Annotated in this window: 12 protein-coding genes; 3 read left to right on the forward strand and 9 right to left on the reverse strand. The window is 44.2% G+C overall.

Annotated features, from left to right (window positions below; genetic code table 11):
- The first annotated feature begins 2 nt into the window (after positions 1-2).
- The 3 genes from Q7J63_RS17965 (at position 3) to Q7J63_RS17975 (ending at position 4,126) form a co-directional block, all read left to right on the forward strand.
- Positions 3-1,742, forward strand: a complete 1,740-nt coding sequence (locus tag Q7J63_RS17965) for a RagB/SusD family nutrient uptake outer membrane protein (RefSeq protein ID WP_304888152.1) — start codon at positions 3-5, stop codon at positions 1,740-1,742.
- Between the two features lie 727 nt (positions 1,743-2,469).
- On the forward strand, positions 2,470-2,892 hold the full coding sequence (locus Q7J63_RS17970) for a VOC family protein (protein WP_019596545.1): 423 nt from the start codon (positions 2,470-2,472) through the stop codon (positions 2,890-2,892).
- A 169-nt stretch (positions 2,893-3,061) separates the two neighbouring features.
- Positions 3,062-4,126 carry an aminotransferase class I/II-fold pyridoxal phosphate-dependent enzyme gene (locus tag Q7J63_RS17975; protein ID WP_304888155.1) on the forward strand — a complete coding sequence of 355 codons (1,065 nt, stop codon included), beginning with the start codon at positions 3,062-3,064 and terminating at the stop codon, positions 4,124-4,126.
- A gap of 290 nt (positions 4,127-4,416) precedes the next feature.
- Here the strand turns inward: Q7J63_RS17975 and Q7J63_RS17980 are convergent, their stop codons facing one another.
- From Q7J63_RS17980 to Q7J63_RS18020, 9 genes are all read right to left on the reverse strand, one after another.
- Positions 4,417-5,154: a HisA/HisF-related TIM barrel protein gene (locus tag Q7J63_RS17980; protein WP_019596542.1), complete on the reverse strand. Its 738-nt coding sequence runs from the start codon at positions 5,152-5,154 to the stop codon at positions 4,417-4,419.
- Between the two features lie 344 nt (positions 5,155-5,498).
- Positions 5,499-6,542 (reverse strand): YCF48-related protein, encoded by a 1,044-nt coding sequence (locus tag Q7J63_RS17985; protein WP_304888157.1) that lies wholly within the window; start codon positions 6,540-6,542, stop codon positions 5,499-5,501.
- Positions 6,543-6,551: 9 nt separating this feature from the next.
- On the reverse strand, positions 6,552-7,469 hold the full coding sequence (locus Q7J63_RS17990; protein WP_304888159.1) for a hydroxypyruvate isomerase family protein: 918 nt from the start codon (positions 7,467-7,469) through the stop codon (positions 6,552-6,554).
- 1 nt (position 7,470) lies between these two features.
- Complete coding sequence (locus Q7J63_RS17995) at positions 7,471-8,787, reverse strand: Gfo/Idh/MocA family protein (RefSeq protein ID WP_304888161.1); 1,317 nt, start codon at positions 8,785-8,787, stop codon at positions 7,471-7,473.
- A 17-nt stretch (positions 8,788-8,804) separates the two neighbouring features.
- Positions 8,805-9,782 (reverse strand): SUMF1/EgtB/PvdO family nonheme iron enzyme, encoded by a 978-nt coding sequence (locus tag Q7J63_RS18000; protein ID WP_304888163.1) that lies wholly within the window; start codon positions 9,780-9,782, stop codon positions 8,805-8,807.
- Positions 9,783-9,856: 74 nt separating this feature from the next.
- Positions 9,857-11,200: a vanadium-dependent haloperoxidase gene (locus tag Q7J63_RS18005; protein ID WP_304888165.1), complete on the reverse strand. Its 1,344-nt coding sequence runs from the start codon at positions 11,198-11,200 to the stop codon at positions 9,857-9,859.
- A 4-nt stretch (positions 11,201-11,204) separates the two neighbouring features.
- Positions 11,205-14,555 (reverse strand): VCBS repeat-containing protein, encoded by a 3,351-nt coding sequence (locus Q7J63_RS18010; RefSeq protein WP_304888167.1) that lies wholly within the window; start codon positions 14,553-14,555, stop codon positions 11,205-11,207.
- A 100-nt stretch (positions 14,556-14,655) separates the two neighbouring features.
- Positions 14,656-16,512, reverse strand: coding sequence for a RagB/SusD family nutrient uptake outer membrane protein (locus Q7J63_RS18015; RefSeq protein ID WP_019596533.1), 1,857 nt, complete (start codon positions 16,510-16,512; stop codon positions 14,656-14,658).
- A gap of 15 nt (positions 16,513-16,527) precedes the next feature.
- A complete protein-coding gene (locus tag Q7J63_RS18020; RefSeq protein WP_019596532.1) occupies positions 16,528-19,656 on the reverse strand; it encodes a TonB-dependent receptor in 3,129 nt (1,042 codons plus the stop codon).
- Between the last annotated feature and the right edge of the window lie 878 nt (positions 19,657-20,534).

A 20,534-nucleotide genomic window follows, 5' to 3' on the forward strand; every position in this document is an offset into this window, starting at 1 on the left:
TTATGAAAACAATTTATAAAGTTATAACCTTTGCGGCGGTATTATTTATTACTATCAGCTGCGGTGACGAGTTTTTGACCAAGGAACCCCAGGGTCAATTCAGTTCAAGTGGCTTGGCCACAGAGTCTGGAGTAGAAGGTCTCTTGCTAGGATCATACAAAATGTTATCAGGTACCGGTCTTGACGGTCAGGCTCCCTGGGAAAATGATGTCCAAAACTGGGTATTTGGTGGTATTGCTTCCGATGATGCATATAAAGGAACAGATGCGGGGGATCAGCCCGAACAGTCTTTTATCGAAGCATATGATTTTCAGGCCTTCAACGGGCACATCCGGAACAAATGGAGAGGTCTCTACAAAGGAGTTGCCCGAGCCAATGATGCTCTGAATACCCTGAAGAAGGTAGAAACCATCAGTGACCAGAATAGGGCGCGGATAATTGGTGAGGCTAGGTTTTTAAGGGGTTTTTTCCATATGGAGGCCAGAAAAATGTGGAGAAATCCACCCTATATCAGCGACGAGATATTTGATATTACGGATGTAGAAAGCACCAAAGTGCCCAATAACCTAGAAATTTGGCCATTGATAGAAGCGGACTTTGAAGAGGCCATGAAAAGCCTTCCCGAAACCCAGGCCCAAGTGGGAAGACCTACAAAATTGGCAGCCATGGCATTCCTGGCAAAAGCCAAAATGTATCAGGGTTGGGATGCCAACGGGAGTGCCAATTCAGTCAAACTTCTAGAAGCAAAAGCCCTTCTGGATCAAATCGTCAGCAGTGGTAGATTTACCTTGGTTGATAAATTTGCAGATAATTTTCTAGTGGCAACCCGCAACAATGCCGAGTCAATATTTGAAATTCAATACGCCATCAACAGTGCCAATGATCAGGCATCCAATCAAGGAGTCGGTTTGGCCCATCCTTATATCGATCCATGGGGATGCTGTGGGTTTTACCAGGCTTCCCAAAACCTGGTAAATGCATTCAAGACGACCCCTTCTGGACTTCCCCTGTTGGATACTTTCAATGATACGGATGTGACATGGCAAACTCCTTATAATGGCCCTCTCGACCCCCGAATTGACCATTCCCTGGGGAGACCCGGTATTCTGTTTAAGGATTTTAAAATTCACGGAACAGACTTTATCAGAGATGTATCCTATGCAGGTCCTTATTCCTCCATGAAACATGTTGCCGAACAAGCGGCTTTTGGTGTAGGCGGATGGGGTAATCTAACGGCCAACAATTATCGGATTATGCGTTATGGAATGATTTTACTTTGGTTGGCAGAGGCTGAGGTTGAGGTAGGAAGCCTTGAAAGAGCTCGGGAGCTTGTGAATATTGTCAGAACAAGAGCAGCCAACCCGGGAAATTTTGTTCCAAAAGCCATTCAGGGCAGTTCCAGAAATGATTTTACCATTGTAGCGGGACAACCGGCGGCAAATTATATCATCAAAACCTATGATACTCCATGGGCGGATAAAGATCTTGCCAGAAAAGCAGTAAGATTTGAAACAAGACTTGAATTCAGTATGGAAGGACACCGCTTTTTTGATCTTCAAAGATGGGGCATTGCTGCTGAAACACTGAATAAATATCTTGAAGTGGAAAGGACCAAACGTGTTTATTTGGCTGGGAGGAGTTTTGTTAAAAACAAAAATGAATTTTTCCCCATTCCTTTGGAAGCGATAGATAGATCTTTGAAAGATGGCCAGCCCACTTTGACACAAGATCCCGCCTATTAATTCAACCTAAATACCAAAAAGAGGCTGCTTTCCAAGCAGCCTCTTTTTGGTATTGCGCCAACCATTGCTGTTTGCTACAGGGGGTGGTCTCGACGGAGGGAAACCTTGATCAGGGCTGTCCGCTTTTGGTTGTCTCAATAGTCCATAGTGATAGGAATTTATGGATTTCCATATCTTCTGGAATTTCGAAAAAGGGCAAAACCGAAGGTGGTTTTTGCCCTTTTTTTCACAAATGATGGGCAGTATGTCTCAGAGGCCTTTGGATAAAGTACCCAGCGGAATTGGAAATTGAAGTCTGGGTTTTACAGATAGTCTTTGGCAGTGACTATCTGGGGTATTCAAGTTTTTCTGAAAACCTGGCAAAGACCATTGAACCGATATTGTGCATCACCTATTCCATTTTAAACTAGAATCGATCCATAATCAATCTTTGTTCCCTTGCTTTTGACTTCAACCAGTCGGTGATATCAAAAACAGTCATCATCCAATTGATCGTCTTTCAATTACAATATTGAGTTGAGTCCATAATGCATAAAACGGGTTAAACATAAATAATCGAATCAATCCAAATCAAAAAAACCCATGACTTCTGTGTTATCCGACCCCTTGCTGATCCCTTAAAATGCATTCCAAAAACGTCATGGAAAATCTAAGCCTTATTGCTAACTTGGCACTCAAGTAGTGCCAAAATCAAATTACCCCTTAAATCCCAACATACTAAAAAAACATGAGTGAATTTAAGCCTTTTCATTTAGCATTCCCGATCAGGGACATTGAAGAAACCAGAAAGTTTTACGGGGACCTTTTGGGCTGTGCCATTGGAAGAAGTACGGATAAATGGATCGATTTCAATTTTTTCGGCCATCAATTGTCAGCACATATCAAACCCGAAGAACTTCATCAAATGAGTGCCAATCAAGTTGATGGCAAAAACGTACCTGTCAGGCATTTTGGCGTGATTCTCCCTTGGGAAGAATGGCACCAATTGGCGGATACACTTCAGGAATACGGCATTGATTTCATCATCGAACCCTATATCCGTTTCAAGGGTGAGGTGGGGGAACAGGCCACCATGTTCTTTTTGGATCCTTGCGGCAATGCTCTGGAGTTCAAATCATTCTGGGACGAAAGCCAGATCTTTGCAAAATAACAGCCGCATGGAACCAAATTTTCCTACGGTCCGGTAAATGGTGATGCAATCATTCACCATTTACCTTATGCCCATCCTTGCTTCCAAAGATCCTCTTCTCCCTATTGTCCGAAAAAAGACCTTTTATCAAGCGTAAATCTTTTTCGTTCCCAAACTGAAATAAGCGTCTATGCATCCATTTTTACTGACCTCAAAAATCAACAGAACCATCCTGCATGAGGGTCGTGATTACCTTTTCTTCAGTGGGACGGCTTATTTGGGAATGGGGAGTTCGGAGGCATTTGAGGAATTGGTGATCTCTGGTATTAAAAAATATGGACTCAACCATGGCCTCAGCAGGATCAACAATGTCCGATTGGCCGTTTATGGGCAGTTTGAAACCTATTTTGCAGAAAAAGCAGGTGCAGACAGAGCGCTTGTCTGGAGCAGTGGTTATTTGGCCGGAAATGCGGCTGTCAATCATTTGAGAAAAGGGATGGATAAGGTCTTCGTAGCCCCAGACACCCATCCTGCTGTTTTGCCCGAGGATTGGGCCCTTGATCCCAAGCCAACTTTCGCCGAATGGGTATCTATGGTTGGTGCGTTTTGCGAAAAAAATCCTGCCCAAAAGATACTGATCCTTGGAAATGCCTTGGACCCGCTCGAACCTAGTCTCCATGATTACAACTGGATCCAAACGCTCCCCTTAAAACATGAGTACACGCTCCTGGTTGATGACAGCCATGCGTTTGGTGTGGCCGGCGAGGGTATTTTCGGGACATACAGACAGCTAAAGCACCTCTCCGTCAATCTGGTCGTTTCCGGTTCCCTTGGAAAAGGGATTGGTCTGCCTGCAGGAATCATTTTGGGAAATCTAGAGACAATAGGGTTGATCGAAAATCACCAGACTTTCCGCTCTTCTTCTCCTCCACCCCCGGCATATTTGGATGCTTTTTTACAAGGACAGCATTTGTATGTGGAGAGAAAGGAAAAACTATTCAACAATTTGGAATATTTTTCCGCCCTCACAAAAAACACAAAGGGCTTGACCTTTATACCTCGCTATCCAGTGTATTCATTCACGGATCCCAATTGGGTAAACCATTTGCAGGAGCATGGGATCATAGTATCTTCTTTTCCCTATCCGTCTGCCCATTCCCGCAAGGTAAACAGGATCGTGATCTCGGCACACCATGAAGAATCGGACCTTTATACACTTTCAAAAGTTCTTGGTGCAATTGCCGAACATTCTTGAACCCGAAATATGCATTAGGTTTCCTATTAGGTGTTGTAACTGTAAGAAAATCAGACCAATTGAAGAATAAGGTGAAGTACCAATATGGTGAAGTAAAAAACTGAATGATTATTAAGCTATTAAAGGGTGGAATTGAATTGGCAATGCATAAAACGGGTGGAATGGTAATGGAGAGTCGGTTTCTTTATTCAATATCTGGTTGTTCACCTTTATGGTACAGTTCCCCAATTATTTGTTCTCAAAAATTAAAATCCGGCATAAAAAAAGCTCCCTTTTAGGAAGCTTTTAAATCAGTTGGTTTCGGCTATAAATTTATCGAGGTCTTCTAGCTTGATGATGTTTTCATAATAAGCCCTGCCAAAAACCGCAGCTTTCAGGCCCATGTCTCTTAATCGCTTGAAGTCATCGATACTTCTGACCCCGCCACTGGCCGCCAGAAAAATTTCCGGAAATTTCTCCCGGATCTGCGCATACAGCTCAAAGTTAGGGCCGTCGGATACACCATCACGTGTTATGTCTGAGCATTTGAGATACTTCAGGCCTTTTTCGTAGAAATTTTCAATATGTTCAAAAAGGTCGATTTCGGTTTTTTTCAACCAACCCCCGATAATGACTTTGTGATTCTGTGGGTCGGTATCGGCGGCAAGATTGATTCTTTCACGTCCATAAGAAACAAGCCATTGGGCAAATTTATCCGGATCTTTGGCGGCAATGGACGCTGCGGTAATGGTTTTGGCACCGTGCTCAAATGCCTTGATCACATCTCCATCCGTGGAAATCCCTCCGGTAAAGTCCACCAAAAGATTGGTGTAGCCGGTAATGGCCTCCAAAATATGGTAATTTTTGGGTTCTCCTCTCTTGGCACCATCAAGGTCAACCAAGTGGATTCTTTTGATGCCGTGGTCTTCAAATGCCTGGGCTATTTCAAGGGGATTGTTGGAGATAACTTGCTCAGTGGCAAAGTCTCCTCTTTTCAGACGAACACATTTCCCGTTTATCAGCCAAATGGAAGGTATTATTTCAAACATATTTTTTTATTTCAAATCGTTTAAATCAGGAGTATTTCCCCGGTCAGAAATCGGATGATTGTTAACTTCATGGCGGGTTGGAAATAATAAATATAATAAAACAAGCCAGCAATCAGCAATCCCGACAAAAAATCTTTGTCATTTTTGGGCTTGGGAAAAATAAAAATCGAAATATCGCGGTCTTACTTTTCCTTATAGGGATTTTCCACTCAGCCAACCCGGTTTCATGGCAAGTACCAAATCTTTGAAAAGAAGTTCTTTTCAAAGATTAAAAACCTTTTTCATTCGGATAATTACTTGGGAAACCAATTTTTGAAAAATCTATTGCTCAACAATCAAAACAATCAGAATTTGAGTTTTGCAATTTTCCCATTTGCCCCTGACGCCCAAACACCGCTTTGGGATTTGTCCAAATAAACGGAATGGAAAGCTTCATCCGAAAATCTCTCCCAACCGTAACCCCCATCTTTTGAAAAATCACCTCCATTTGGTCCGACGGTGATTACCCAATGGTGTCGTGGAAAATAGGCAACTCCTGACCGGTATCCGCTCGGAGGATTCCCCGAAGCTGCGGTCCAGGTTTTGCCCAGATCATTTGATAGAATCACATTTTTTTCCGAAAAGTCAGGCTGAAGATAATCCCCTCCCACAGCGATCATGTTGTCATTGTCAACACGTGTGATGGAATATATTCCTTGGGACATTTCGCCTTGAAGAATTGGAGTATCTTGAACAGTCCATTTCGATCCCCCATCATTGGAGTTATAAACCCTACTTATGGACCCGCCACTGGCAAACCAGATATTGTCTGTCCCCATAATGATTCCTGATCCGCTGGCCGCAAAAGCCGCTTCCCCTTCCTTTGCTTTCGGAGAGGATTCCAACAGCGCCCAAGTTTCACCTTGGTCATTGGTCCTTAGCACCATCCATTTCCCACCTACGGGGTCTCCAATCACGTACCCATTTTTGTCTTTATTGAAATCAAATCCGTCAAAAAAAGCTCCCTCAGGACCTTTGAATTTTTCAACCCAATTTTTTCCCCCATCGATGGTCTTGAAAATTACTGCAGGCTGACCACTTGATAGTGCCAAGGCAGTAGATGCGCTGAAGCCTTCGATATCCCTAAAATCAACGGTATCCAATCCACCAATCACACCAGTCTCCCAGGTATCTCCTCCATCCACTGTCAATAACCAAACACCGCTAGAGCCACTGGCCCAAACGATTTCGTTGGTGACGGGTGAAAGCCCGCGAAGGGAGGCCTGGGTGGGGGTTTCAATAATCTCCCACCCAGTTGGTCTCTCTAATATGACACTATTTTCCTTTTGTTGACAACTATTGAAGGCGAGCACGCCCATGCTTAAAAATAAAAAAGAAAATAGCCTCATATACTGTTTTTATTTGAATTGATCTGCTTTTCTATAGGCAGCGATCAGCGCCTGTTCACCTTCTTTTCCGGGAATTGCATTTCCGTGTTCCATTCCACAAATGCCCTTGAAACCCTTACCATGAATGTATTTGAACACATTTTGATAATTTATTTCACCAGTTCCGGGTTCTTTTCGACCCGGATTATCACCGATTTGTATATAAGCGATTTCGTCCCAACAAGATTCCATATTGGGAATAAGATTTCCTTCATTGCGCTGCATGTGGTAAGCATCGTACAGGATTTTGCAGGAAGGGCTGTTCACCGCCTTGCAAATCGCATGGGTTTGATCAGAATATCGGAGGAAAAGCTCCGGGGTATCGCTCAAAGGCTCCAAAACCATGGCAATCCCATGTGGTTCAAGTATTTCCGCTCCCTTTCTCAATGCTTCGATCACATTGGAGGTCTGGATTCCCATTGGTAATTTTCTCTCGAAGAATCCCGGTACCACAGTTGCCCATTTTGCATTGACCCTCTTGGCCGTTTCCACGGATTTTTTGCAGGTATTGACAAAATTCTGGACGAATTCTTCTTTTCCGGTGGTGAGAGATATTTTCCAATTGTCTCCACCATCGATCACAAAAACACCCATCCGCATTCCAAGTTGCTCCAGAGTTTTGCCGATTTTGTTTTGGTCTTCCACGGATCTTCCCAGCAAACCATTGTCTTCCAAAGAACGGAAACCTTGGTCGGCCATGAATTTTAGCTGATCTACCAAATCATCTCCAGAATGCCCTTTGAACATCCCAAAGTGGGGAGCATAGTCCAAATTGAAGGTGTCTGCACTTGGGATTTTGGCCCCAAAGGCTGGAATGAAACTGGATCCGGCAAGGGCGGAAACTGCTCCGCCCCAACTGATATTTCTTATGAATTTTCTCCTTTCCATCTTAAATCACTTTAGTTTTTCCAGGAATCGCATGTGGATAAAATCCATCCGCATTGGGAAGTAATTTTGGCATGGCATCCCAAGCCAAACGTTCCGGCATCAAATCAATGTTGGAATTCAGTGCCTCATCCCAAGTAATGACCTTTCCGGAATAGGTTGCGTATCGACCCAAAATTGAAGTCATGGTACTCTTCGCACCATTTTCGGCATCCGCAAATTTGTATTCCCCTTTCGAAATTGCGGCAAAAAGTTCATCATGCTCTACCTGATAGGGATTGGGGTTGTTTTCCCGGTTGTGGGTGTAAATTTCATTTCCCGAACGATCGGTGATGACCCCATGGTTGCCGGCACTGAGGTAAACTTTTCCCTTGGTTCCCTGGAAAGTTTCATCCACTCTATTGTGAGCTCCCGGGAAATGTCTGCACTCACTGAAAATCGTAGATCCATCGGCATAAGTGAAAGTGATGCTGTGGTGGTCAAAGATCTCTCCATGGTCCTTTCCGGTCCGAATGGTCCGACCACCGGTCCCTTCTGCCTTGACGGGATAGCCACCTTTTACCCAGTTGGCCACATCGATGTTGTGTACATGTTGTTCGGTGATGTGATCCCCACAGAGCCAATTGAAATAATACCAGTTTCTCATCTGATATTCCATCTCTGTTTGTTCGGGTTTTCTTGGATTGACCCAAACGCCTCCGTCATTCCAATAGACTTGTCCAGCGACAATATCGCCGATGGCTCCGTCTTGGATTCTTTTGATGGTCTCTCTATAGTTGGACTGATAGTGTCGCTGCAAACCCACGACTACATTGAGTTTCTTTCTTTTGGCTTCCTCGGCTGCCGCCAAAACGCGTCGAATTCCGATGGCATCCGTGGCAACTGGTTTTTCCATAAAAATCTGCTTGCCCTGCCTTACCGCTTCTTCGAAGTGGGCGGGTCTGAACCCTGGAGGTGAAGCCAAGATCACCACATCGGCATCCTTCATGGCTTCCTTGTAGCCATCAAATCCCACGAATTTCCTGTCCTCCGGCACGTTGACTTTGTCCTTGCCGTATTTGTTGAAAATGGGCTCATAGCTTTTGTCAATCCTGTCCCTAAAGGCATCGGCCATCGCGACAAGTTGAATATTGTGGCCAGTCTCGAAAGCTTGAAAAACTGCTCCGGTTCCACGACCGCCGCAGCCGATCACGGCCAACTTGATCACATCTGATCCAGCGGCAAATGCCCCAGGCATACTGAATGGCATCATCAATCCTCCCGTCACCAGCGCGCTGGTTTTCAGGAAGTCTCTTCTTGGGTTATTTTTTTGGTTATTCATGGGTCTTGGTTTATGGTTTAATAGTCTGTTATCGGTGGATTGTCGTAATAGGCATTGATTTCTTCGGGACTCGGCAGGTCCAATGGCCTCACCAATCTGAGTCCCAAAAACGGAGCTTCGGGAAACCACCATTGGCTTTTTGGGATCTGTGGATCGATTCTTTTCCATTCCGGCGTGGAAGCAAACCGCTTGGAGGAGCGCAAATCCGAGGGCTCACTTTTATAACTTCCTCCCCTGATGGCGCCGGGATATAGGATTTTGACTGGGATTTTTGGGTCCACGGTTTTTTTGTCAGCCCTGCTGGAGTATACATCTGCACCATATTGGTCCGAAGTCCATTCCATCACATTTCCGAGGATATCGTAAAGTCCCCAAGGATTTGGTTTTTTCTGTCCGATTTCCTGCGTCAAACCGGCACTATTTTCCCCAAACCAGGCAAAATCGGCCAATTTGCTTTCATCCGACCCAAAAAAATAGGGATCAGAAGATCCTGCGCGGCAGGCATATTCCCATTCGGCTTCGGTTGGAAGTCTGTAAAAGACTCCTGTTTTGAGATACAGCCATTTACAAAACTGGATGGCTCCATATTGGGTCATCCCTATGGCAGGCTTATTTTCTTTTCCCATCCCAAAAGTCATGTCCAAATAGGGAATACTTGGTCTGCTCAAGCCATCGACATAGGCCGGAAGCGGTTTTTCGGCAATGGCCTCTTCATAATTTTTGTCCAAAAACATTTCGAAAATATCCCAAGTGACTTCATGTGTCCCCATCCAAAATGCCGAAATTTCCACTTGGTGCAGGGGAACTTCATCGTTGCCACCTGCTGTACCTCCCATGGTAAAAACACCTGCTGGAATCGGCGTCATCCCAAAGGTGACGGGTGCATCAGGAATGCTTTGGACATAAGGTTTGAAGTCTTCCGCCTGGTAATTGTAGCCCACAAAAGCGGCACAGAACAAGCCGCAGAGTACGGCTGTGTATTTCAAAATCGACATTTTATAACAATTTAATTGTCATACAAGTACCCCATTTATTTTCAGAAGCGAGAATACTTTTTTACCAAATAAGCTTAATTTTTTGACAACGGGGAAAACAACTTATCGATGGTCCAGCTGCCGATTTCCCTTCCCTGTTTTTGCCCTTCTGTGATCGCATCCATAAAATGAATACCTCCATAAAGACGGGAGATTGCGGCCTCTTCCGCTGCCTGATGGAATCCCTCAAAATCGCGTGTGGGCAAGCCAAATTTGACCTCCACCGTATCCGTATAGGCGAAATTTTCTCCGAAATAATGAGTCAGTACCACAGCCGATGCAGTGGAAACAACGGAGTGTCCACTGAGGTATTCCGGAAATGGTGGCGTCTGGAGCAGGGGTTTATAGTTGGGGTCAATCAGTTTGCGGATGATTGTTTCGGGGCGGATCCGATTGCTCCGGTATTTTTCATCCCAGCAACCCATAAATGCATCATGCAATGACATGGCCAATACACCGTTGATTTCCATGGCTTTGCCAAAACCGACTTGATTTACCTTACAGGCAATGTTGCCAATTCCCATCCAATGCGCCCCCGGCGAGATTTTTTTCATCCCGATCATCAAGTGCCCATTTTCTTCCAGTGCAAAAGGATTGCAATCCCAAAAAGCGGCAACAAGCCTTTTCTCCTCCGTCAATTCAACCTGATACACTTCTTCCATCATTTTGTAAAAAGGAGAATTTTTATCAGTTGAAAAACGCGCTGGCGAAATGGGTTTAAATTGCGAAGCAGAGTCAAGAAAAAATGGGCGCAAAGTATTGAAATACGGCTCCACCGGGGCAAAAAATCCGGGAGGGGTCGGATACCAACTCCCTTCTGCTGCCATAGGGGTATATTTTGGAAAACCACTTGTTTTGTTATAATTGTCCATGGCAGCGTATTTTAGAATCTCTCCGCTGACTTCAATACCAAACGCCTTCGATTGGTCGATAATTTTCTGGTCAAAACCCAATGCCAAACATCTTTTGGCAAATTCATCTTCGTATGCCTCCAAGAGACTCCCCGAAGGCTGCATTTTTTTCGCGGTATGCAGCATGGCAAACACGGCACTTATCCGATGCTCATATTTTTCTGATTGCTTGATTTTATTGACCGTCGCACTGTATCCGTTTATTTTTTGAGAAAGCAGTGAAAGAGAATCTTCCTGGTAGGAAAGCGCCTCCATGCCCGCCAGACTCGCATAGGCAAAAAACTTTGCCGCCAATGGAGGGTTGGTCACATCATGAATCATGATATCGGTCATTTGCGAAATCACATTGGCAATTTCATCGTTTTCGATGGCTTGGGGTGCTTTTGGTTCGGTGCAGGAGATGGAAACCAAAACCAACAAAATTCCTGCGACGATCCCTTTCCAAGCCGATTTCCTGCGATTTTCCATTGAATTATTTTTGCATTTCATAAACGGATATCCCCTCTTTATTGATGTAAAACAAGGATTTCCCCTCTCCCAAAGTCAGGATATTCCTGACATCTCCCCTCAAGCCCAATCCTGAAATAGGTTGTGGAAGGTATTCCATTTCCCCCTTCTCGTTCACTTTCAAAACCACACCATAATTGGCATCGCTTTTCCCCAATCTTAGCCGTGCGGTTTCCGCATTTCCCGCGAAAATCAGGTGTCCTTCCTTTCCATTTTGGGCAGGAATCCACTCTATGGCATATACAGGAGCAAACTGAACCTGGACAGGCAGCTCCTGCAACTTAAATTTAGCATTTGATTCCAAAGTAAAAAAAGCCGTTTTCAGAAAATTTGCCTCCAAAACCTGCGCGCCGTCCAATTCTTCAGGAGAAAAAATGTCTTCCATTTGGGCCTCTGAGAAACTTTCATAAGTCAGAAATTTATTCCTTTTGGAGGCAAATTGATCGAAGAGCTCATCCCTTGTCAAGTAGGGATATTTCTTGTCCTGAATGTAAAAATTGAAAATGGGATCCATGGATCCGTTTTGGTCAAAATCCTTTGCATAAAGCTCCGCCGGCTGTTCGAAACTTGCCTTGACTTGGCTATTGGTCCCGTGATTTCCTACCAGCAGATCCGGCCTGCCATCACCATTGAGATCTTCAACCGTCAGGGTATTCCACCATCCGGAATAATTCCTGTCAAAAAAATCAAAGGTTCTTTCCTCAAGCTTTTCTCCCGTATTGATGAACACGGTGATGGGCATCCATTCTCCCACGACCACGAGATCGAGCAGATTGTCTCCATTGAGATCAATCCAAGCAGCATCCGTCACCATTCCGATATGCTTCAGTTCCTTGGAAAATTTATCGGTTTGGTCGGTGAAATTCCCCATCCCGTCATTGATCAAAATATAGCTGGTAGGGATTTCAGGATATCTGCCCGGCACCACTCGACTTCCTACAAAAAGATCCAAAAACCCATCCCCATTGATATCCGCAGCTGCCACAACTGAAGTGCTGGTGGGCATCTTGGGCAAGTTTTCGGTGCCGTCAAGCCATCCGCCTTTACCATCATTGAGATAAAGCCGGTCCTGAAGCAAAGGATCTTCGGGAAGAAAATTTCCATATCCTCCACTGGCCACATAAAGGTCTGGAAATCCATCTCCGTTGGCATCAAAAAATAGGGCATCAGTATCTTCCGATCCTCGGTATTTTTCCGTCCATTCCAATTTGGGCAAAGCCATAAAATCCTTGTTCGGCTTCTGAACAAACAACTGCCCGGCGATGCCGGCAAGCCCCCCGATATACACTGCGTTGGATCCTACTTCCTTGAGTTCGCCTTTTGCCATGGCACTTCTGGTACCGGAAATGGGGCTGATCATCAAGGGTTGTCTTTTGAAATCATTGATGCCCGAATATGGATTGGGTAGTGAAAAGGGCGCCAATGTGCTTTTTTTGAATAGGGGAGCATTCGCTTTCTTTGTTGAAAGCCCCCCCTTTTTTGCTTCGCTTTCCTTCAAAACAAGGAGTTGGTTTGCAGTGGTACTGAAGAGGGTTTGTTCATCACCGCCAAGCCATCTGACTTTTAAGGAATCCACTTTTTGGGATGCCCCCAAGCCAAAATGCAATATTGGGGAAACACTCGATTGGTAACCTCTTGTGGGCATCTGCTCGATCATTTGGGTAATTCCATCATGATACAGCATCACTTTGGCCCCTAGGCCGGAGGTATTTTGTTTCGCCCCCTCCAATTTTATTTTTAGGAAATGGTTGTTTTCCTTGGTGTTGGAAAGGTTTTCGTAGACAAATCCTTTTTCATTGACATTGTTGATGATCAAGTCCAGGTCACCATCATTGTCCAGGTCGGCATAGGCTGCCCCATTGCTGTTGGCGATGGGCTTGAGTCCCCATTTGTCGGTGACATTTTCGAATTGCAGGCCGTCTTTGTTCTTGAAGACATAATTGCCGATATCCGAGGCAGGAATTTTGGAGACCAACCCAAGAATGTCCTCCCGCTTGAGATTGCTTTGATGCTGGACAAAATCCCCCATGTACTTCAGGAAATCCATATTGGTGTAATCGCGGTTGTAGCCATTGGTGACCAAAAGGTCTTTCAATCCATCGTTGTCATAATCGGCAAAAAGTGCGGCCCAACTCCAATCGGTATTGGAAACTCCAGCCAACTGACCGATTTCGCTGAAGGAACCATCTCCATTGTTCAGGTGGAGCATATTGCGCATGTATTGGTGATGGAAACCAACATTGACCATGAAGTCAAACTTCTCATAGTTGTCGGGTGCCATCAAAAGTTTTTGCCTCTTGTTGCTTTCGGGAAGCATGTCGAGGGTGTAGATGTCGACCAATCCGTCATTGTTGATATCGGCCAAGTCATTTCCCATCGAAAACTGGGAAATATGGCCCAAGGCGGATTTACTAACATCCGTGAATGTCCCATTCTTGTTGTTGATATAAAGGAAATCCGGAGCGGTATAATCGTTGCTGATGTAGATATCAGGCCAGTCATCCCCATTCAGATCGGCTACCCCAACGCCCAAACCATAGGAAAGTGCAGAGTTTTGGATGCCTGCTTTTTCGGTGACTTCCACAAATTTCCCATTGTCATTCCTGAACAATTGAGAGCCGGAAGGGTCTTTGTATTTCAATACTTCAGCAGTGCTCGATTCGTCCAGAATCGGCAGTGATTTTGGATTGTGGTTGAGCAAAAACATATCCAAATCCCCATCTTTGTCATAATCAAAAAACAAGGCTTGCGTGGAATAGGAATCTATCGCAAGACCATAAGCGGCGGCCTCTTCGGAAAAAGTTGGAGTTCCATTCTCATTGGGACCATTGTTGATGAAAAGTTGGTTTTTCCGCTTTTCGGAAGGCATATTTCCGGAATAACAGACATAAATATCCAAACGTCCGTCTCCATTCACATCGGCCATGGTCACACCCGTTGTCCAAGGTCCATTTCTGCCTGCCACACCTGCCAAGTCGGTAATGTCTTCAAATTTTAAATTTCCTTTGTTCAAATAGAGTTGGTTGGGAACCATGTTCCCAGTAAAATAGAGGTCATCCAGACCGTCTCCATTGAGATCGCCAACTGCCACACCTCCTCCATTGTAAAAATACTCATATACCAAAACGTTGGTATTCAGGGTTTCAGTCAATAGATTATTGAAATGGACTCCTGAGTTTTCTGGAGAAACAAGATTAAAAAGCGGTTGGTCTACGGGCAAAGTAACAACCTTCTCCTCTGAAGTGGGTGGATCACAGGAGATCACCAGAACCATAATCAAAACCGTCAGACAAACACGAGAAGTAAAATCACACATGGGGCAATATTTATATGCGGGTAAAACACAAAGAAGCAACTTGGCAGGAAATTAATGATTTCCAAGCCAAGTTGCTTCATCAAAAGGTCAATTCAATGAATTAAAATCCTGGATTTTGTATGAGTAGAGCGTTACGGTTCATCTCATCAAAACTTAGAGGCATAAAATACATTTTGTCTAACCAAAGTCTGTTTTCCTTTCCAGGATCGATTTCTATTATTTCATAGGAATAATCATAGAGTTCGGGGTCGTATCTGTACACAGAAAGCGATTTTCCAGGCTTCAATTTACCGGAAACCTTGATCCCATTGGCTTGTCTTCCCAAGGTTTCTGGGGCGATCATCCATCTTCTTACATCATAGTAGCGGTGTTCTTCAAAGACCAACTCCACCCTTCTTTCATTGATGTATTTTTCTTTTAAGGCCTGTCCTGATGCAGTAATGGCTGGCATACCGGCTCTGAAGCGGATTTTATTCAACCAAGTTCTGGCTTCTTCTTCCTCACCAAGTTCAATACATGCCTCTACGTAATTGAGGACAATCTCTGATACTCGGATGGCAGGCCAAGGAATTTCTTGCCAGGTATTTTGATCAACGAAGGCTGGATTTGGCTCCACGAATTTTCTGATGTAGTAGCCTGTATAACTTCCGTTCCAATCTTCAATTGGACTGCTACGGGTATCCAAACCTGGTACAATCACTTTGGCTCCAGACGCATTGACCACCTCATAGGAACCTGTTTGGATCTGGCCCAAAGGATCCCTGGATTGGTTGGCAGAGGATCTTGGTTTCCACTGGGCTCCATCATACAAGAAGGTGGAATAGAATCTTGGATCTCTGTTGTCATAAGGGGCTTTTGCGTTTGCAGGATTGCTCCAGTCAAATTCACTGCCATCCATCATTTCATAATCATCGATCAACAATTGTACGGGAGTGTTTCCAGCCCAGTTGTTGTAGCCATTCGGTCCGTTGAACAAGCCTTGTCTTCCTCCACCTTCTGGCTTTGAACTCAAGAAATACCTACCGAAGATCATTTCGTTCTGTCCACCATTTCTGGAAAGGGAATTGTTCATGTAAACGGTTTTGGCTGTTTCTGGATCCAAAGGAGCGGTGTGATCCAGCTCATTGCCACCCACCAGATCCAAGACGGATTTAGCAGCGCTTTTCGCACTTTGCCATCTGGCCATTCTGTCACCACCTGTAAAACCAATCAGTTCTTTGTTGGCAAAACTGGAAATCACAGAAGATTTGGAAGATGCGGTAGGCACGTCGTGCAGGTCACTGGCGGCATACAACAACACCCTTGATTTCAAGGCCAGTGCTGCTACTTTGCTTGCCCTTCCACGCACCATGTTTTTTCCATTGAGCAATTCTGCTGCTTTGTCCAAATCAGTGTTGATGAAATTCACACATTCCTCAAAAGTGTTTCTGGCTTTCTCGAAGGTATCGTCTCCAAGACCAACAGTCCTGTCAGGAATTGGGAATGCACCGAAGTTTCTCAGCAACTGATGGGAGAAATAAGCCCTCATAAAGGTTGCCTCACCCAAAAGACGATCAACGATACCGTTGGTATTGGGGAATTTTGGATTTGTGAGGTTTTCAATCGCGATATTGGCGGATCTGACCCTATTGTACATGTTGTTCCAAGAACGAGGACCACCAATCCAACCTGTATCTTGTGGGTTGGAACGTGCTTCAGTCACGGTGGTAATGCCCCTTCCTGGATGCGTAAAGATGGCCTCATCGGTAAGGGAAGCAAGCATTTGCTCATCAAAACCACCGAATCCCAATCCGCCGTAAATATCTGTCACAAAGGCTTCTGCCAAACCGGCATCTGTCCACACTGCAGATTCGGAGACTTGCCCTAAAGGTTGGGTATCCAGAAAACTGTCGTTGCAGCTTCCCAAAGTGAACCCAATAAAGGCTACGATAATATATTTTATGCTATATCTCTTCATAACTTGATTAAATTTTTAAAATGAAACAGCAAAACCACCATTGATCACCCTAGACTGTGGATAATATTGTCCGGTTGAATTGTCAGATTCAGGATCGTACACCTTAAGCTTATCCCAAGTCAACAGATTGAGCCCGTTTACATAAAAACGTACACTTCCCAAACCAATTCTGGAACCAATATGTGCTGGCAAGGTATAGCCAAGCTCAAGGTTTTTCAGCCTGACATAATCAGAACTTCTATACCAATAGGTATTGTTGGAGGAGAAATATTGATCACTCCTATTGGCAATCCTAGGATCTACACTGCTTGGATTGTCCACCGTCCATCTTTTTTCATAAAATTCCAAAAGATAGTTTCCAATGTTACCGGATTCCCCAGCACTCACCATTGCCATTGCACCTGCCGCTCCTTGGAACAAAACAGACAAATCAAAAGCTCTGAAATTTGCTGACAAAGTCATACCACCTTGGAATCTTGGGATGTTGTTTCTGTCCAATCTCACTCGGTCCAAAGGAGTAATCTTTCCATCTCCATCCACATCCTTGAACTTCATGTCACCCGGACGGATTTCATTGGTAATGGCGGAATAATCAAGAGTGGTCCTATCGATATCAGCTCTATCTCTAAATACACCATCATAGATGTAGATCGGTCCCGGAGAACCCATGGGTCTGCCGGTTGACTGCTGCCATTCTGGGGCACCTGGAGGCTCATCCCAGAACAAGATTTTGTTCTTGGCATATCCACCATTAACACTCACGCTGTAATTGAGCTCCCCTTTTTGACCTCTGTATCCCAATTGAATATCGAATCCTTTGTTTTCAACCTCACCGATATTTTCGGCAGGAAGCAAGGAGGACAAACCGGTACTTTGCGGAATAGAAGCATTTTTTCTCCAAAGGATATTGGTTCTTTTGTTGTAAAAGACATCCGCTTCGAAGAATATTTTTCCTTGGAGCAATTGACCTTCGATACCAATATTGCTGTTGTTGGCCACTTCCCATGTGATGGCATTGTTGGGAACCCTTGTTTCATACAGTGTTTTGACTTCTGCACCTTCCAAAATATGGCTTCTGAATCCGTAGGTAGAAAGGAATTGATATTCCTGAAGTGTATTGTCATAAAAGATCTGGTCATTTCCCATTTGTCCATAAGACCCACGAATTTTGAAGAAATCAAATGCCGGCATGGAATTTTTCCAGAAACTTTCTTCCGAAACCACCCATCCCATCATGATTCCCGGGAAGAATCCATATCGGGTATCTTTCGGGAAAATATAAGAAGCATCATATCTCCAAAGGAATTCGGCGAGGTATTTTTCTTTGTAATTGTAAGCAACCCTACCAAAATAATTCAGACGGGCCCTTTCAAAAGCACCACCACCGTTGTTCTTCTCAGCATCACCACCGGCAAACATCTGATCGATTGCTGGAGAGATGAAAAACCTTCTGTAAGCAAAGAAATCATCCCCTTCTACAGTTTCCTTGTTTGTTCCAGCCAGGGCCGAAAATCCATGATCACCAAACTGACGGTCATAGGTGAAGACACCCCCCAATAATATGTTCAACTGGTTGTTGTTGCCTTGCGTCAATCTTGGTTCCGCTGGTCCTCTCAAAGTAGGAACAAGGGTGGGAGTCACTCCATCAGCCTCAAATCCACTTCCTTTTTGGTAAAGTGTCCAGGGAGTTTCCCATCTTTTGGTAAATCTGCTCAGTTTATCCACAGAGGCAGTACCTTGAAATTTCAATCCTTCTATTCCAGGGATTTTGATGTTCAACTGCGCGTTGGTCTGGAAATAATCGCGGGTATCCCTGTCGTAACCTGTTGCATTGGTTGTGATGACAACTGGGTTTTCACCATTTTCGATATCAGGTCCAGGTCTTCCGTCAGGCCAGTAAGCAGGCTCGTTTGGTTTGCCTCTCATTTGCATCCTGAAGATCGCGCCTGCACCACGTGTTGGGAAAAATCTGGATTCCTGTCTTCCCAAAACACCGATTTGTACGTCAACGTAATCGTTAATTTTTGCATCTATGTTTAGACGCATGTCATACTGCTTGAACCCAGTGGCTGAATTCTTATAAAAAGCATCCTGATTTTGGTAGCCAATGGAAGCTAAGTATCTGATATTTTCACTTCCACCATTCATTTGGACATTGTGTCTTACCTGCGGTGACCATGTTTTCAAAGTGGCATCGTACCAATCCGTGTTTGGATAGTTCCAAGGATCTGTTCCTGCCCTGTACATTTCGAGTGCCTCTGGTGAGAATGGCGCATTTCTGGTTTGACCATTTGGTCTTGTATATACACCTGTATTTCTGAAAGCATCGGTAGCACCCTGCCATTCGCTGACAGGAAGTTCATAAACCGACAGGTCATTCAACATTTCACCATACTGGGAAGCATTCGCCAATTTCGGGATAACCGTTGGCTGTGCAAATCCTTGGTTGAATTGATAACTCAATTCCGGCTTACCGGATTTTCCTCTTTTGGTCGTCACCAAAATAACACCGTTTGCAGCCCTAGCGCCATAAATGGCAGCAGATGCATCTTTCAAAACAGAAATGGATTCGATATCATTTGGATTGAGCCTGTCGATACCCCCTGTTCTTGCAGGGATACCATCGATTACGATCAAGGCATCGTTGTTTCCCAAAGTATTGGACCCACGGATCCTGATACCAGCACCATCATAGCCTGGCTCACCGCTTCTGTTTACCGCGACCACACCGGCCATTCTACCGGCAATGGAGTTGGTCAAGTTCATGGCAGGCGATTTGGCAAGTTCGGCACCTTTAACTGTGGCAACCGATCCTGTGATCGTTTCTTTCTTTTGCTCACCATAGCCAACGACGATCACCTCGCTGAGGGATCTCATGTCCGGCGCCATGGTGACATTGTACGAGTTTTGGTTGGTCAGAGCCAATTCCTGGGTAGCAAACCCAATGAAGGAAAGCACCAGGGTTTGTTCACCTGGATTAACCGAAATCCTGAAATTTCCATCGATATCGGATACCGTTCCCCTGGTCGTTCCCTTTACGAGAACAGATACACCTGGAAGAGGAAGGTTGTCCTCACTGGAAATTACCACCCCGCTGATTTCACGGGTCTGAGCGAACGATGAACTGGGTAACCACCAGAGCATCATCACAAGTAAGCTTAAGAGCTTAAGGTTAGTAAAGTTTTTTAACATGTGGTTTATAGTTAATTGTGAAAAAAACACTTACATCAAAATAAAGAAACTTCGTATCCAAAAGCAAACAAAAAATATTATGTGGTTTTTTGATTGTATCAACAATTATTACCTACCCAATCACGAAAATGAAAGCACTATATTTTCCTATACGATATTGACTTTTATTTGTCAAAAATTAACCAAATTTAAGATTTTGATGCCAAAAGTGTCAAAATTACAGCTTGATATTTTTTCTGTTTTTTTTATAATAATTTGAATTCGCTACAAAACATTACTCGCAGAAAGAGTTTATTTAACACCAGGAACCTTGGCAGTATTTGAGAAAGAAAAAATAGGTGGTAAAACTTAAGTTTCTTTAGGTTAATTTAAATAAATAGGATCTGTGCAGAAAACATTATTTTTCTGTTTTCCTCAAACCCTGACTGAAAACCCTCATTTACAATTGTCTTGACCAACCACTGATGGAGCTGGTCAAGACAAAGTAGCCATTTGTTAAGTTCTATGAGGAGACTGATCTGAAAAACAGCTGCCTGAAATCAAGCTACATAACGTGGGTCTTGAAGCGATCGCCTCAATTGCTTTTTTTTAAACCTTAGTGTTTTTGAACCTGTTCATTGGTCTTGATTGAAAACATCTTTAGAACCAATCTTTGGGAGCTTTTCATCCCTAAGCGCATAAAAGTCCCACGGCTGCAAAAACGGAATCAAACTTGCTCTATATAAAAAAATCTTCCCCATCTAAAGGGAGGATGTGCAGGAAAATCCTTATATAGTAAGGCATAATAAGGAACCAACAACGTTCCGGATTTTGTATTCAATCGAAATATT

Origin of the sequence: Rhodonellum sp. (genome assembly GCF_030656585.1) — a bacterium.
Classification (GTDB): Bacteria; Bacteroidota; Bacteroidia; order Cytophagales; family Cyclobacteriaceae; genus Rhodonellum; species Rhodonellum psychrophilum.

Excerpts from the sequence above, each read along its gene's own strand:
- Q7J63_RS17980 (WP_019596542.1), bottom strand. The coding sequence starts at position 5,154 with ATGTTTGAAATAATACCTTCCATTTGGCTGATAAACGGGAAATGTGTT.
- Q7J63_RS17995 (WP_304888161.1), bottom strand. The coding sequence starts at position 8,787 with ATGAATAACCAAAAAAATAACCCAAGAAGAGACTTCCTGAAAACCAGC.
- Q7J63_RS18010 (WP_304888167.1), bottom strand. The coding sequence starts at position 14,555 with ATGTGTGATTTTACTTCTCGTGTTTGTCTGACGGTTTTGATTATGGTT.
- Q7J63_RS18015 (WP_019596533.1), bottom strand. The coding sequence starts at position 16,512 with ATGAAGAGATATAGCATAAAATATATTATCGTAGCCTTTATTGGGTTC.
- Q7J63_RS17975 (WP_304888155.1), top strand. The coding sequence starts at position 3,062 with ATGCATCCATTTTTACTGACCTCAAAAATCAACAGAACCATCCTGCAT.
- Q7J63_RS18005 (WP_304888165.1), bottom strand. The coding sequence starts at position 11,200 with ATGGAAAATCGCAGGAAATCGGCTTGGAAAGGGATCGTCGCAGGAATT.
- Q7J63_RS17965 (WP_304888152.1), top strand. The coding sequence starts at position 3 with ATGAAAACAATTTATAAAGTTATAACCTTTGCGGCGGTATTATTTATT.
- Q7J63_RS17970 (WP_019596545.1), top strand. The coding sequence starts at position 2,470 with ATGAGTGAATTTAAGCCTTTTCATTTAGCATTCCCGATCAGGGACATT.
- Q7J63_RS18000 (WP_304888163.1), bottom strand. The coding sequence starts at position 9,782 with ATGTCGATTTTGAAATACACAGCCGTACTCTGCGGCTTGTTCTGTGCC.
- Q7J63_RS17990 (WP_304888159.1), bottom strand. The coding sequence starts at position 7,469 with ATGGAAAGGAGAAAATTCATAAGAAATATCAGTTGGGGCGGAGCAGTT.
- Q7J63_RS17985 (WP_304888157.1), bottom strand. The coding sequence starts at position 6,542 with ATGAGGCTATTTTCTTTTTTATTTTTAAGCATGGGCGTGCTCGCCTTC.
- Q7J63_RS18020 (WP_019596532.1), bottom strand. The coding sequence starts at position 19,656 with ATGCTCTGGTGGTTACCCAGTTCATCGTTCGCTCAGACCCGTGAAATC.